General features: G+C 60.7%; 11 protein-coding genes. 7 read left to right on the plus strand and 4 right to left on the minus strand.

All coding sequences use genetic code 11. The annotated features are described in order from the left end of the window. Nucleotides 1–11 precede the first annotated feature (11 nt). The 7 genes from tssC to XH96_RS20385 all read left to right on the plus strand — a co-directional run bounded on the left by tssC (nt 12) and on the right by XH96_RS20385 (nt 10,107). The gene (gene tssC, locus XH96_RS20355; RefSeq protein ID WP_194387383.1) at nt 12–1,514 is read left to right on the plus strand and encodes a type VI secretion system contractile sheath large subunit; all 1,503 of its coding nucleotides are present in this window, start codon (nt 12–14) and stop codon (nt 1,512–1,514) included. Between the two features lie 50 nt (nt 1,515–1,564). Continuing rightward, the gene (locus XH96_RS20360) at nt 1,565–2,050 is read left to right on the plus strand and encodes a type VI secretion system tube protein Hcp (protein WP_028178524.1); all 486 of its coding nucleotides are present in this window, start codon (nt 1,565–1,567) and stop codon (nt 2,048–2,050) included. A 182-nt stretch (nt 2,051–2,232) separates the two neighbouring features. Then, on the plus strand, nt 2,233–2,781 hold the full coding sequence (gene tssE, locus XH96_RS20365) for a type VI secretion system baseplate subunit TssE (protein ID WP_194394195.1): 549 nt from the start codon (nt 2,233–2,235) through the stop codon (nt 2,779–2,781). A gap of 1 nt (nt 2,782) precedes the next feature. Further along, entirely contained in the window at nt 2,783–4,750 is a 1,968-nt protein-coding gene (gene tssF / locus XH96_RS20370; protein WP_194387384.1) for a type VI secretion system baseplate subunit TssF, read from the plus strand. Continuing rightward, nucleotides 4,714–5,778 (plus strand): type VI secretion system baseplate subunit TssG, encoded by a 1,065-nt coding sequence (gene tssG, locus XH96_RS20375; protein ID WP_194387385.1) that lies wholly within the window; start codon nt 4,714–4,716, stop codon nt 5,776–5,778. Before tssF ends, tssG begins: the two co-directional genes overlap by 37 nt. A gap of 97 nt (nt 5,779–5,875) precedes the next feature. Next, the gene (gene tssH / locus XH96_RS20380) at nt 5,876–8,515 is read left to right on the plus strand and encodes a type VI secretion system ATPase TssH (protein ID WP_194387386.1); all 2,640 of its coding nucleotides are present in this window, start codon (nt 5,876–5,878) and stop codon (nt 8,513–8,515) included. A gap of 5 nt (nt 8,516–8,520) precedes the next feature. Then, complete coding sequence (locus tag XH96_RS20385; protein ID WP_194387387.1) at nt 8,521–10,107, plus strand: class I SAM-dependent methyltransferase; 1,587 nt, start codon at nt 8,521–8,523, stop codon at nt 10,105–10,107. A gap of 236 nt (nt 10,108–10,343) precedes the next feature. On the opposite strand, the gene XH96_RS20390 is transcribed toward XH96_RS20385, so the two are convergent. The 4 genes from XH96_RS20390 to XH96_RS20405 all read right to left on the minus strand — a co-directional run bounded on the left by XH96_RS20390 (nt 10,344) and on the right by XH96_RS20405 (nt 14,738). Next, nucleotides 10,344–11,573, minus strand: coding sequence for a matrixin family metalloprotease (locus XH96_RS20390; protein WP_194387388.1), 1,230 nt, complete (start codon nt 11,571–11,573; stop codon nt 10,344–10,346). A 163-nt stretch (nt 11,574–11,736) separates the two neighbouring features. Then, nucleotides 11,737–12,942 carry a hypothetical protein gene (locus tag XH96_RS20395; RefSeq protein ID WP_246789687.1) on the minus strand — a complete coding sequence of 402 codons (1,206 nt, stop codon included), beginning with the start codon at nt 12,940–12,942 and terminating at the stop codon, nt 11,737–11,739. A 122-nt stretch (nt 12,943–13,064) separates the two neighbouring features. Beyond that, nucleotides 13,065–14,093: a hypothetical protein gene (locus XH96_RS20400; RefSeq protein ID WP_194387389.1), complete on the minus strand. Its 1,029-nt coding sequence runs from the start codon at nt 14,091–14,093 to the stop codon at nt 13,065–13,067. A gap of 81 nt (nt 14,094–14,174) precedes the next feature. Next, nucleotides 14,175–14,738: a hypothetical protein gene (locus XH96_RS20405; protein ID WP_194387390.1), complete on the minus strand. Its 564-nt coding sequence runs from the start codon at nt 14,736–14,738 to the stop codon at nt 14,175–14,177. Nucleotides 14,739–14,839: the final 101 nt, after the last annotated feature.

Below are 14,839 nucleotides of genomic sequence, written 5' to 3' on the forward strand. Positions count from 1 at the left end.
GACTGGGGACCATGGCAAAAGAAGCTGGTCAGAAAGTAACCGTTACTCAGCTCGGGACCGTCGAGGCTGACGAGTTCGCGACCCTGCTGAAGCAAAGCTTCAAGCCTCGCACTGAACGCGCGGCGACCGAAGTCGAGAACGCGGTGTCAACGCTCGTCCAGGAAGCATTGAAGGACACCAGCGTCATCAAATCCGACGTCCTCGACACCATCGAGGAGATGATCGCGCGGATCGACCAGAAGCTCACCGCGCAGATGAATGAGATCCTCCACGCACCGGAGTTCCAGGCGATCGAAAGCGCCTGGCGCGGTTTGCATTACCTCGTCTTCAATTCCGAGACGGACGCCAATCTCAAAATTCGCGTGATGAACGTCTCCAAGAGCGAGCTCTATCGCAACCTCCGGCTTTACCCGGACGCCCGCTGGGATCAGAGCCCGCTGTTCAAGCAGGTCTACGAGTACGAATTTGGCCAGCTGGGTGGCGAGCCGTTCGGCTGCCTCATCGGAGACTACTACTTCAGCCATCTGCCCACCGACGTGCAGTTGATGCGCGATCTCAGCAAGATTGCCGGCGCGGCACACGCCCCCTTCTTCGCCGGGGCCGAGCCCACGCTGATGGGAATGGATTCGTGGACCGAACTGTCCAATCCACGCGACATCGGCAAGGTGTTCGACACGCCGGAATATGCGGCATGGAAGGGTCTGCGCGACCAGGATGACTCACGCTATCTCGGTCTGTGCATGCCGCGGGTACTGGGTCGCCTCCCCTACGGCGCCAAGTCCGAGCCTGTGGAGGAGTTCGCCTTCGAGGAAGAAACCGACGGGCATACCGGCGACAAATACGGCTGGATCAACGCCGCCTATGCGATGGCAGTCAATATCAACCGCGCCTTCAAGGAGTTCGGCTGGTGTACGCGCATCCGCGGCGTGCAGTCCGGCGGCGAGGTCATCAACCTGCCGACGCACACGTTCCCGACCGACGACGGCGGCGTCGACCTGAAATGCCCGACCGAGATCGCCATTAGCGATCGTCGCGAGCACGAACTTGCAAAGGCGGGCCTTATCCCGCTGATCCATCGCAAGAACACCGACAAGGCGGCCTTCATCGGTGCGCAGTCGCTCTACAAGCCGAAGAAGTATTTCGGCGAGAAAGGCGTGGATGCAACCGCGTCCGACAACCTATCGTCACGTCTGCCCTACATGTTCGCAGTGTCTCGCTTTGCGCACTATCTGAAGTGCATGGTTCGCGACAAGATCGGATCCATGAAGGAGAAGGATGAGCTGACGGTTTGGCTGCAGACCTGGATCAACGAATACGTTGATGCCAATCCGGCCCTGTCGTCAGAAGCTCAGAAAGCGCGCAAGCCGCTGGCCGCTGCGAAGGTTGAGGTCATAGCAAACGAGGAGAACCCGGGATACTACAACGCACGCTTCTTTCTCCGTCCCCACTTTCAACTTGAAGCGATGGACGTCGGCCTCAGCCTTGTCTCGCGCCTGCCAGGCCCGAGCTCCTGACGTCACGTCATCGCCACCGTCAATATCAAGAATTTTGAGAGGACTATGCTATGGCTGTCGATATTTTCTTGAAACTCGATCCGATCAAGGGCGAATCGAAGGACGACAAACATCCTGACGAAATCGATGTCTTGAGCTGGTCTTTCGGCGAAAGCCAGACCGGTACATTCCACAGCGGATCCGGCGGCGGCGCCGGCAAGGTCAGCGTCCAGGATCTCCACTTCACCCACTTCGTTGACAAGGCCACGCCGGAACTTTTCAAGGTCTGCGCGAACGGCAAGCACATTGACACCGCGATCCTCACCGTTCGCAAGGCCGGCGAGAATCCACTGGAATATCTCAAGATCGAGATGAAGCACGTTCTCGTCACCAGCGTGTCGACCGGCGGGTCGCACGGCGAAGAGCGTCTCACCGAAAACGTGAGTCTGAACTTCGCAAAGGTCAAGATGACTTACAAGTCTCAGACTGAGAAAGGCGCCGCCGGCGCGTCGCCGACCTTCGGCTGGGACGTTCCTGCCAACAAGGAATGGGCTTGATCTACGGATCCTCGTCTGGCGCCGGTTACCGATAGCGGAAACCGGTGCCATGCGATGCGATCCCGCCCGCACCTTTCGGGCTATCCCGGTTTTCGGGCTGGACGCTTGATCACGGCAGGTCACGCCGGACGCCAATTGCCGCCCCCGAAGCTGCATATGCGCCGGCCGACATGGGGACCGGAATGACGCTTACGCCAAAAAAGGATCGGCTTTCTCCTCCGCTCATGCTGGCCTTTCGTGCGGCTCACGAGGCACGTGATGCGCGCAAGGAGCTCAATCTGCGCGACCAGTCCGGTGAACGGATCATTGCAGGCCGGCGCAGCACGGGACGCCATCCGATCTCGGAAACATTGCTGCGGCGCGAGGTCTCCCATGACCTCGAAACACTCCTCAATACGATCGCTCTGGAATCGACGCTGGACATGACCGGCCGGGATTGCGTGCGGATGTCGATCCTGAACTATGGCTTTCCCGATATTGCCCATCGTTCGATCGACGAGGTCACGGACGATGAACTCAGCAACGCGCTGCGCGAGACCCTGACGACTTTTGAGCCGAGGCTCGATCGCAAGACAATCCGCGTCCGCCGCGACGGCTCGGTCGGCCCTGAGCAGCTCAAGCTGCGATTCATCGTTCACGCCGACATGAAAGCCGAACCGCTCAACGTTCCCGTGGAATTCGTCGCCGACGTCGAGCTCGACAGCGGCGATATTCAGATCAACCGACTTTAGCATGAACCGCGAATTCCTGGACTTCTACAATCGTGAACTGTCACTGCTGTACGAGCAGGCGGGAGACTTCGCCGAAGAATTCCCCGGAATCGCGGAACGCCTCGGCGGCCTGATCCGGGATCGCTCGGATCCGATGATCACCGGCCTGCTGGAGGGCGCCGCGTTTCTCGCCGCCCGCGTCCAGCTGAAGCTCAAGCACGAATTTCCGGAGTTCACCGCAAACCTGCTCGAACAGCTGGTTCCGAACTATCTTGCTCCGACTCCGTCGGCCATGCTGGTCGCGGCGCGGCCACCCTATGCCGATCCCGCGCTGCGCGACGGCAAGAAGATCGCGCGCGGCGCGTATTTCGACGCCACGTACCGCGAGAGAGAACGAAGCCTCGCCTGCCGATTTCGACTTTGCCGCGACATCGTGCTCTGGCCGTTCGACCTCAGCGGCGCCGAGTACTTTTCGACAGCCGGCGCACTGCAGGCACTCGGGATACCGGTCGGCGGCGATGTCATAGCGGGACTGAGACTGTCGTTGACCCACCGTACCGCGGCCCGGCTCGATGAGGAACCGCCCGACACCGAGGCCCGGTCCAAACCGGAAACCTGGTTTGCAGGCTGTCGCGTGGGCGAGCTCCCGATCTACCTCTCCGGCGCGGAGTCAGATTCCATCGCGCTCTACGAGCAATTGATCTCGAATTGCAGGGGTGTCTACTTCCGCCATCTCGACGACTTCGGCGATCCCGTGGTGACGCGTGCGCCGCTCGACTGCGTTCAACAGATCGGCTTCGATGAGAACGAGTCGCTGTTTCCCAACGATAATCGGATATTCCGAGGCTCGGAGCTGCTGCGGGAATATTTCGTATTTCCACGCAAGTTCCTTGGGGTGAACCTGACCGGACTTCGCAGCGTGATGCCGCGGCTGCGCAGCAAGTCGATCGACATCGTCTTCGCTTTCGATGAACACAATTCGCGGCTTGCCGCCGCGGTGCGTCCCGACAGCTTCAAGCTCTATACTGCGCCGGCGATCAATCTATTCGAGAAGACGAGCGATCGTATCCCCGTCAAATCGAATACCCACGAATACCACGTGGTGCCCGATCGTAGTCGCTATCTCGAATACGAACCGCACCAGGTGATCGAAGTCTACGCGCATCTTCCGGCGGAGAAGGACAAGCGGCTGGTGCGCCCGCTGTATTCGGCTGCCGTCAACCCGGCCAGCGGATCGGTCGAGGGTCTCTATTTCACCGTCCGCCGCCTGCCTCGACGCCGTACGATGGAGGAGAAGACGTATGGCTCATCGTCCGACTACACCGGGACCGACATGTTCCTGTCACTGCTCGAGCCCGGAGAGCTGAGCGGAGAAAACCCCGTTGCCGAACTCAGCGTCCGGGCACTGTGCTCCAATCGGCACCTCACGGAGCACCTGCCGGTAGGCCACGGCGGCGCCGACTTCCGCCTGCTGGATGATACGTCCCTCGATCTGGTGTGCGTCGCCGGTCCCACACGTCCACGGGAGCCGGTGGTGGCTCAGTTGCGCAGCCGCAGCGAGGTCGCCAATAGCGGAGTTGTCAGTTGGCGGCTGATCAACATGCTGAGCCTGAACTACCTCGGCCTTGTCGAGCGCGGCGGCGGCAAGAACGCCGGGGCGCTGCGCGAAATGCTGTCCTTGTTCGCCGACCAGTACGACGACGCCACGGAACGTAAGATCCGCGGCGTGCGTACGATCGAGAGCCGGCCGGTGGTGCGGCGGGTGCGAGAACGCACGGGTAGCGGCGGGGCGCGCGGGCTGGAGATCAGCGTCGTACTCGACGAGAAGGCTTTCGAGGGGAGCGGCGTGTTCTTGCTCGGAGCCGTACTGGAGCGATTCTTCGCCGACTATTCGGGCTTCAATACGTTTACCCAGACAGTCATCTCCACGCCGGAGCGCGGCGAGATCATGCGGTGGCAACCGCGCATGGGCACGCGGAGACCGTTGTGACGCTGATCGACCAGATGAAGTCCGAACCCTGGCGGTTCGATTTCTTCAATACGCTGCGCCAGCTGGAGCGAGCCAACCGGGATCGACCGCGGATCGGTGACAGCGCCGCTCGCCGCGAGGAGTATGTCGATCTCGGTCAGGTCCCCTATCTGGAGTTCCCCGCCTCCAATCTTGCAGCGGTCGACGACCAGGACGGCCGGCTCAGGATACTCGTCAAGTTTCTGGGTCTGCTCGGGCCGCAGGGTGCGCTGCCGCTTGCCACCACCGATGAAAGCCTCAGCTGGTGGCTGATGCGGGATGACGCTTTCCCGCGATTTCTCGACCTGCTCAACGGGCGCTTCCTGCAGTTGTTCTTTCGCGCCTGGGCCGATGCGCGGCCGATCGCGCAGCACGATCGGCCGGCAGAGGATCGCTTCATCGCCTATGTCGGTTCCTTCGCGGGCCTCGGCTCCGACGTCTTCGCCAATCGGGACACCGTACCGGACATGGCGAAGCTCGCATTCGCCGGGCTTATCGCCCCAAGGGCGAAATGCGCGTCACGGCTGACGCGGTTCCTGCAGGGGCTGTTCGATGTCAAAGTCGAGATCGACGAGTTTGTCGGGACCTGGCTCGCGTTCGACCCAAGTCACTGCAGCCGGATCGGGCAGGCCCATGCCAGCCTCGGTCGAGACGCTCTTCTCGGCTCACGAGTGTTCAGCGTCGAGGACAAGATCAGGGTTCGGGTCTTCGTCAAGAATTTTGCTCAATACGAGCAGTTTCTGCCGACTGAAAGCCGCAACTTGTCGGAGCCGCTGGCGGACGCCGTCTTCTTTTATATCGGCGACGAACTGGAGTGGGAGGTTGAACTCGCCATTCCAGCGGGAGAGGTCGCCCCGGTCAGACTCGGCCAGAGCGGACGACTTGGATGGACCACCTGGGTCTCACCGAACTGGACGTCCACGGAAGAATATCGCCGCGATGCCCGCTTTCAGCTTGGCGAGCGCTTGAGAGCCCGTCGGAGCAGCGCAGCGGATGCCGCGGCGATTTGAACCTATCGGCCGCCCCTGTCGTCCTAACATCATGGGATTCGAGGCAATTCCGCCAGGTGCGAGGCATCCGCGGAGCAATTGAGCAGGAGGAGCCGCCGTGACCGACATCAGCCTTGAAGCGGTAACCGGCAAACTGAACCGGGCTGGCTATGACGCCTTCATACAGGCTCTCCGCCACGCCAAGAGCGCCGGCAACCGCAACGTCGAGCTTGCGCACTGGCTCTTTCATATCCTGCAGCAGGACCGCACCGACCTCAGCCTCTCGGTCGACCATTACAACCTCGATCGGTCACGGTTGCTGTCGGACCTTGCTGGCGTCATCAACGGCTTCCGCAAGAACGAAACCGATATGCCGGGCGTCGCCAATCCGGTCATCGATCTTCTCGATCGCGGCTGGCACTACGCCACGCTCTTCTTCGGCGAAACCCAGATCCGCACTGGCCATCTGCTGGTGGCCGGGCTCAAGTCGAATGACATCCGTCGCACGCTGAACAACCTCTCCCAGGAATTTGCAAAGGTGAACGTCGACGCATTGGCCGCGGAGCGCCGCGCCGTCTGGGCCGGCTCCGACGAGGAGTCCATGCGTCCGATGGACGGCTCGGGGCTGGTCGGCGCCGGCGCGGAGGGCGCGGGTCAGGCGAGTCCCAAGGGGACGACGCCGCTCGACCGGTTCTCGCAGGATCTCACAGCCAAGGCCAAGTCGGGCGAGATGGACCCGATCCTGGGGCGGGACGAAGAGATCCGCCAGCTGATCGACGTTCTGATGCGGCGGCGGCAGAACAATCCGATCCTCACGGGTGAAGCCGGCGTCGGCAAGACGGCCGTGGTCGAAGGATTCGCCCAGCGAATTGCCGCCGGCGACGTGCCGCCACCGCTGCGCGGTGTCAGGCTCTGCGCACTCGACATCGGCCTGATGCAGGCCGGCGCCTCGATGAAGGGCGAATTCGAGCAGCGGCTGCGCTCGGTGATCGATGAGGTGCAGAGTTCACCGACCCCCATCATCCTGTTCATCGATGAAGCCCATACACTGATCGGCGCAGGCGGCGCAGCCGGCACCGGTGATGCAGCCAACCTCCTGAAGCCTCCCCTCGCCCGCGGCACGCTACGCACGATCGCCGCCACCACGTGGGCTGAGTATCGCCAGTACATCGAGAAGGATCCCGCGCTCACGCGGCGCTTCCAGCCGATCCAGATCGACGAGCCTGACGTCGAGACCTGCTGCGTGATGCTACGGGGCCTTCTCGGCCCGATGGAAAAGCACCACGGTGTTCGCATCTCCGATGCTGCAATCGTTGCAGCCGTCAACCTCTCGCACCGCTACATTCCCTCTAGACAGCTACCGGACAAGGCCGTCAGCCTGCTCGACACCGCTTCGGCCCGCGTGGCGATCAGCCAGAGCGCGACACCGGCCTTGATCGAGGATGCGCGCGTCGCGATCACCGCTCGCGAAGCTGAGAAATCGGCGCTGGTCAACGACAGCGACCTCGGCATCGAGGACACCGAGCGCGTTGCCGCGATCGACAGCGATATCGCAACACTGAAGGACAAGTTGACGAATCTCGAGGCCGACTGGGCCAAGGAGCAGGAGCTAGTCAAGGACATCCGCAGCATTCGTGACATCCTGTCCGAACCCAAGGAAGATCAGGATCCGGCCGCCAAGCGCGCGGAGCTGCGCGGCAAGTTCGAGACGCTGGAGGGCATCAATCCGGAAAAGCGGATGGTCTACGCCCATGTGGACCAGCAGTCGGTGGCGTCCGTGGTGTCCGACTGGACCGGCATCCCGGTCGGCCGGATGATGCGGGACGAGATCGAAACGGTGCTGAAGCTGCCGGAGATCCTCAACCGCCGTGTCGTCGGCCAGTCCCACGGCTTGACGATGATCGCCAAGCGAGTTGAGACCAGCCGTGCCAAGCTGGACAACCCGTCGAAACCGATCGGCGTGTTCATGCTGGCCGGACCGTCCGGGGTTGGTAAAACCGAAACCGCCCTGGCGCTCGCCGAAACCCTCTACGGCGGCGAGCAGAACATGATCACGATCAACATGTCGGAGTTCCAGGAGGCGCATACCGTCTCGACCCTCAAGGGAGCGCCTCCCGGCTATGTCGGGTATGGCGAAGGCGGCCGCCTCACGGAGGCCGTCCGGCGCAAGCCCTACAGTGTCATCCTGCTCGACGAGGTGGAGAAGGCCCATCCCGACGTCCACGAGATCTTCTTCCAGGTGTTCGACAAAGGAGTCATGGAGGACGGCAACGGGCGACGGATCGACTTCAAGAACACCTTGATCATCCTGACCACCAACGTCGGCACCGATCTGATCATGGGGCTTTCGCGCGATCCGAAGTATCGCAATGAGCCGGAAGAACTCGCCAAGATGCTGAGGCCGGAATTGCTCAAGGTATTTCCTGCCGCACTGCTCGGGCGCATCGTCTCGATCCCCTACTTCCCGCTCTCGGACGAGATGCTCGCCGGCATCGCCCGGCTGCAGCTCGACCGCATCGGACGGCGACTGCGCGACAATCACAACGCGGCCTTCAGCTACGACGATGCAGTCGTGGAGCACATCGTGTCACGCTGCAACGATCCGGATTCCGGCGGACGCATGATCGACAACATCATCACCAATACCCTGCTGCCGGAGCTGTCGCGCGAATTCCTCAGCAAATCGCTCGCCAAGGAAGAGATCAGGCAGACACGCGTCTCGATCGCGGACGACAAGTTCGCCTATTCGTGGAGCTGAGCGCGATGAACATTCAGTCGGAGCATCGCCATCCCGTTACCGGACCCACACCGTATGACGAGGTCTACTACCCCGGCCACGTCTACGGGCTCACCCACCCCAATCATCTCGCAACGATCGCCACCGTTTACGGCATGCAGCCTGCTCCGGTCGAGCATTGTCGGGTGCTGGAGCTCGGCTGCGGCGTTGGCGGCAACCTGTTGCCGATGGCCTTTCAATATCCGGACAGTGAATTCGTCGGCGTCGACCTGAGCGGCGTGACGATCGAGCGCGGCCAGCAGAATATCGCGACCTTGGGTCTGAGCAACATCAAGCTTCTGCACTGCGATATCATGAATGTCGACACAAGCTTCGGGAAGTTCGACTACATCATTGCGCACGGCGTTTACTCCTGGGTACCGCCCCACGTGCGCGAGAAGATGATGGCGATCTTCAAGCAGAATCTGGCGCCGCGCGGGGTCTGCTATGTCAGCTACAATGCGCACCCATTCTCGCATCTTCGCGACATGGTCCGCGACATGATGCGGTATCACACCCGCCGCCTCACCGGCATGAAGGAGAAGGTCGGACAGGCCCGTGCGATCCTGAAGTTCCTGAGCGAGGGCTCCAAGGCCAACACGGTGCACGGTGCGGTCATGCGGGACCAGTACAATCGTGTCCTCAAGGCTCCGGACGAATTGTTGTTTCACGACGACCTCGACGACGACGCAACCGCCTTCCTGCTGCACGAGGTCGCCGAGGATGCCGCCCGCCACGGCCTGCAGTATCTCGGCGATTCCCATTTCGCGCGCCGCTATCTCGCCGGCCATTCCGAGGAGGTCCGCGCCACGCTGCAGCGCTTCCCGGAGAGCGAGTTCATGGCGCGCGACCAGTATCAGGACTTTGTCGACGGAAACGGCTTCCGTCGTACCTTGTTCTGCCACGACGACGTTTCCCTCAACCGGCAGATCGACGTGGATTTCGTCAGGCGATATCACCTCTTGAGCACGACCAGCCCGCTCGATCCCGAGGCCTGCCTGACCGACGATTCCCCGATGGAGTTCGAGAACCACGACGGCAGCAGGATTACGGTGACCAATCCGATTCTGAAGGCCGCGCATTTGTGCCTCGGACGGGCCTGGCCGCGGGCGCTGTCATTCAGTGAGCTGCTGGATGGCGCGCGCGCGCTGCTGGACGGCCGCAGAGCCGATGATGACGAACGGGCATTGACGGATGCGATGTACATCCTGGCCTGCAGCGGCGAGGTCTCCTTCCTGGTCTCGCCGCCCTTCCTCTTGAAGGAAGTGACCGACCACCCGCAGGCGAGCTTGCTGGCCCGCAGGCAGTCGCAGACAGGTCCGCTGGTCACCAACCTGCTCCACCAGACGGTACAGTTGGAGGACGACCGCACGCGGCATTTCCTGCAACTTCTCGATGGTGCTCGTACCATCGACCAGATCACGGCCGAAATGACCGCAGCATTCGGGTCGACCATCCGGGTCGAACAAAAGGATAAGGACGGAAACCCCGCCGAGCCGCTGTTGCTGTCAACCCGAGAGAGCGTCGAACGCTCGCTTGCGATGGTTGGCAAGCTGGGCTTGTTGGTCGCGTGATGCGATAGCGATCCAACTCAAGACGACGGCGCCAGACCACCCCAGCGGACGACGAGACGCGCCTGACCTTCCGCGCTTGGAATTTTACCGGACACCACTTGATTTTTGCAGGCTTACCGAACGTGCCCCGTATTTAGCTGCCTTCGTCTGGCGATGTGCTACATCGCCTCCGTTCGCGCAGTTGAGCGTGATCTGACCGCCTTTAATACTGCTGCATCAAAGGTAGGCGTGCGTCGTCACGACGGGAGCTGGACCAAAGTCTCGCATGGGATGATTATATTGTTCGACTGTACGGTCGGGTTCATCAGGAATCCCGTATTGTTCTTTGTCGTGATGTGGCCCAGACCTAGCGCATGCCCGATCTCATGCGCGGGCACAATATTGGTGTTCACGCTTCCGGGCGTTGCGGGATTGAACCATAGCATCCGATTGCCGGGATCGCCGCGCCCGGCAACGTTCGAGTCTTCGTCATCGATGATTTGTGTTGAAATGAACATGGTGATCGCCGCACGATTGGTGACGAGCGACTTCAGATCGTCAAATCGCAACTCCTGTGCCGTGCTCAGCGGGCCGAAGCCGGAGCGGATACTGAGTTTCTTGTTCGGATCGATCGGCACTGCCCGGCCTTCGGTGGTCACGGCATCGACGATTCGGCTTGTGCCAGATGTGAACGTCAGGTTTGCCTGATTGTCGTAGATCCGACTGACGACGCTGGTAACGGCGCGCTGCGTAGCGATCATGAGGCCGTTGGCGAGCGTCGCCCGACCGAGATGAACCACGTCGATCGGAATCGAAGACGCCTTGCGCACCTGGAGGCGAACCGGGATCGGACCCCTCTGGCCTTCGACGATGACGCTCAAGTCGGCATCACCCTCCAAACGTCCGATTACCGTGACGGTGTCGCTCGTTCGTTCGAGGATTTCCACCTTAGGACTCTCGAGGGCAAATCCCACCGCGGCGCCATTTGTCCCTTTCAACTTCAGCTTCCGCGTCTTGCCGATCGGAACCATCTGGCGAACCGGCGCAAGGCCGTCGAATGCCGACCATTCGTCGCCGACCAGCCTGAGCTTTGCGGCGCTGAAGCCGCGCGCATCGCATGGTCCGAATATCGGACCGTCCGGCGTAATCGTCAGGTTCACGTCGAGCCCGCCGCCCTTGCGACGGTTGAACATCAGACGCATGCGCTTGATCGTATTCTTTTCAGGGTCGACGCGACCGTCGTGCAGCAGGCCAGTTTGGGTATTCTGAAACACGAGTATCGCTTCGATCACCGGCTCCATGGCTTCCGGCGTGTTGGTCAGATCGTTGATATCGAGCGTTCCATCGGCCCCGCCGTCCTGGGGCGCGATGCCGTTCAACAGCGTCTTGATCACGAAGATATCGTCCGGTTGGTTCGAACCCTTCAGGCCAACGGATTCCGCGATGGAGAAACCGATCACATTGACGGGTTTCAGGTTGATCACCATGATCCGCTCCGTCCGATAATCTCCGCGCTTTCCGATGGGTCTCATCGGGGCTAATGAGGTTCAAAGGGCACGGCAGCGATCGCGACGACTTCCCATTCTACCGTACCGTTCCCGCCTCTGACCAAACTGCGACATCAAACAGCATCGCATGCTGCCCGAGCCTTCAACTCGGTCCAGTCCAATGGGAAGGATTCGAGACGTACATCTTTCCTCGCGTCACGAAAGCGGACAATTCAAGTCCAATACCCAAAAGCGGCAAGTCAAGCACAATGACGCCCGAGCCCTTGGCTGCCTCGAGTCCTCCGTACAGCGTGTGAAGTGCATTTCTCACGTTCTGAAGTATTCCAACAGCCGTAAAGACGTTTCGCGCATTTAGCGTGGGCGCCACGTATTTACCGTTTTTCAAGCCATCGATGAAGTACCTGCTGTGATGGATGGATTGTAGTGCCGATTTCGAGATCAGCTTTTCGGTAAATGCGACATTGACGCCCCAGTCATTCAAGGATTCATGGTCCAACTCATATGGAACCCTGAACCCAAAGCCGATGACAGCAACGGCCCCTCCGCTGCCTCCAAGACCCAGTCCCCACCGACTGCTAACAATCTGGAGATCAAAGGTCTCCAAATCTCCCAAGTTCACGACGTACGCGGTCGTGCTCTCGACGCCGCCGATTAACAACTGCCCGCCAGACTTAACGCCGAAGCCGAGCCAACGCTTGAAGAATTTGCGTTCAGCCGGATAGTATTGAGGTCTCGTTTGAGGCGGCGGTGGTGGCGGTGGCGGCGGTGGGTTTGGCTTGTTCCAAACTGAGATGATGACACCACGCCAGGTCTCGTTTTCCACCCCATCCATTTCACCTGCATACATGGCCGCGCGTTCCCCTTTCGCCACCTCGAACGCGACTTTGAAATTGTTGGGCACTTGCTTGCGAAGCAAATCAACCACGGCCCGCAGCCTATTGTGCGACAATAGCATGTTGAAATCGTCGCTACCGGTACGACTTGCAAGTCCTATGATTGTAAGGCTTCCTCCGTCCCTTAATTTCGGAGCGACGACATTACTCAGCCAATTGGAATGTTCCGGCTTTATGGCGAACTTGCCGACGTCAAAATTGAATAACTTCGCCGCAATCGTATCCGATGCCTGCGATCCGTACTCCTGGATTTTCCCGGGTGATGCCATGTTGTTTATCTCACAACGGAGAGACCGACTGCGAAACGGGTAGAACTCGGATTGAAAGATCCGCCTATCAATTAATGGGTCGCTCTGGACGTTTTGGCGGTTCATCGTCGCCCTCGGATATCCCGTCAGGTACTTGAAGGAGCCATCGACACCGTCGAGGTAGGTGAAGGCGAAGCCATAGGACACTCCGTGGTTTTGAGCGGAACGAGCTACGCGGCGTTGGCTTCATCGCGATGTCGCAGCGAAGCCGTTCGGTATCGCCTGCAATCGCGAGAGGACCCCGCAGCTTCCATGCGATCTTGCGAGTGTTAGCCGGGGAAGTCGCGGAACTCCTTGACGAGATTGAACGGAATTTTCCACCCGGCGCCTCCCCCGCGCATCAGCATCTTGATGTCTTCCGCCCTGTTTTCCTTTCCGGTTTTCGGATCGGTCTCCAACGTGTGGCCCTGGCTGTCCCAAGGCTTGCTCGCGCTCTTCGAGTAGTAGCCGAGAAAGTGCCCGGCTTCATGGGCAGACGTGTTCGGCCCGCGTTGTGAGCTGATGAAGGCAAGGTCTAACGATCGAGCAAACGATCCATTGGGGAACGAGCCATTGGACCGAAGCTTATCGACGCAGAAAATGGTTAGATGGGCGCCCTTTACTTTGTGTTGGACGAAGAAGCTCTTCAGTTTCTCGACCTCGATCACATCGGGAAAGGCCGCCAGGCTCGCATCCTTCATGCCAGTGGCATTGGCGAGCTCCCGTTTGACGGCAGCCTGCGAGTCGTCGATCACCAGCGAGTCGCTTGGCACCCGCTCGAAACGGATGTTGGCCTGCGGCCTCCATATACTGTTCATCGTCAGCAATTCATCTTGCTCGTTGCAGGGCTTCTTGGCGTGAAACGCCGGAGCGCCGCCGATCCCTGGAACCATGACGTTGCGGAACGCCACCTTGATCTTGATTTCTGGCAGCACGGCCACATGGAGCCTGGCTTCGATCTTCCGGCCAGCCGACCGAGCCACGACCTCCAGGCCGGGAAAGCCAATCGGCTTGATCCGGCCATTGATTTCGAAGAACCGTGCATCGCCGTTGAAGGTGGCAGGAAGTGACGCCGCCCTGAGCTGCGGATCGATATCGGGTCCGGAGAAGGTATCTCTGGCTTGCACTATGCGTCTAAGGGTATCGGCGCCATCGATCTCCTTGATCCCGAGGGCATGGGGATTGGGATCGACTTTGAGCTTTCTTCCGGGGTCGATCAGCGCCACGATGTTGGAGCCCCCGAACGGCACCACCATGCCCGGCGGGCTGCGGCGCTCATCAACGCCGGAGCGGCGGAAGACCTCTTGAAAGGCGGCCATGTCTAGTTCTCCTATCCTCGTCCGGTCCGACAACGGGAAATTCGGGCCCGGAAATGAGAGCCTCCGTCATGTGGGAAGTGGCTAGATCGTCCCGCCGCCGGCAAAGATTTCGACGACCACGGCGCGATTGGCGGCCCTGTTCATCACGGTCGTGTTGTCCTTCAGATACTCGTAGTGTGAAGCGGGCTTGACGGAGAAGACGCGCGAGCGGGCGCTTGGGCCGAACAGGTGAAAGACGTTCCTGGCCCGGCCCGTGCGCAGAAAGACGTTGTTCCGTTCGCCCCCGGCGCTGTCGCTGTATCCGACGATCTGAAACTGCAACGACTTGTCGGTCTCGAAGCGGATGAGCTGCGCTGCCAACAGCGCATCGCGCTTGGCAATGTTCTTGAGATGCCGCCAGTCGACGCCGAAATCCCAGATGATGAGATATTGGCAGATGCCGGTCGGCGGGACCAGACTGACGTCCACACCGAGATGGCCGACCTCGGTGCGGGACGTTGCGACTTCATTGGCCACGTAGGGAAAGACGGCGGCGCTGTGAACCTTGGCGAGCGGCGAGCACTGCGGTTGCGTCGCCATATTCGGCATCTGTTCCACCGGGCCCGGCGGCGTGTATTGCGGCAGTGGCTGCGGCGCGCGTCCCATGGCCATTTCTCCCGTTGCTGGAGTGTCCTGCGCAAAGCCGAGCACTGGAGGGAGCCTCGGTTCCCACCACGGCTATGACTAGTAGTGACGCGAGCGGTCGG

Origin of the sequence: Bradyrhizobium sp. CCBAU 51765, assembly GCF_015291725.1 — a bacterium.
Taxonomy (GTDB): Bacteria; Pseudomonadota; Alphaproteobacteria; order Rhizobiales; family Xanthobacteraceae; genus Bradyrhizobium; species Bradyrhizobium liaoningense.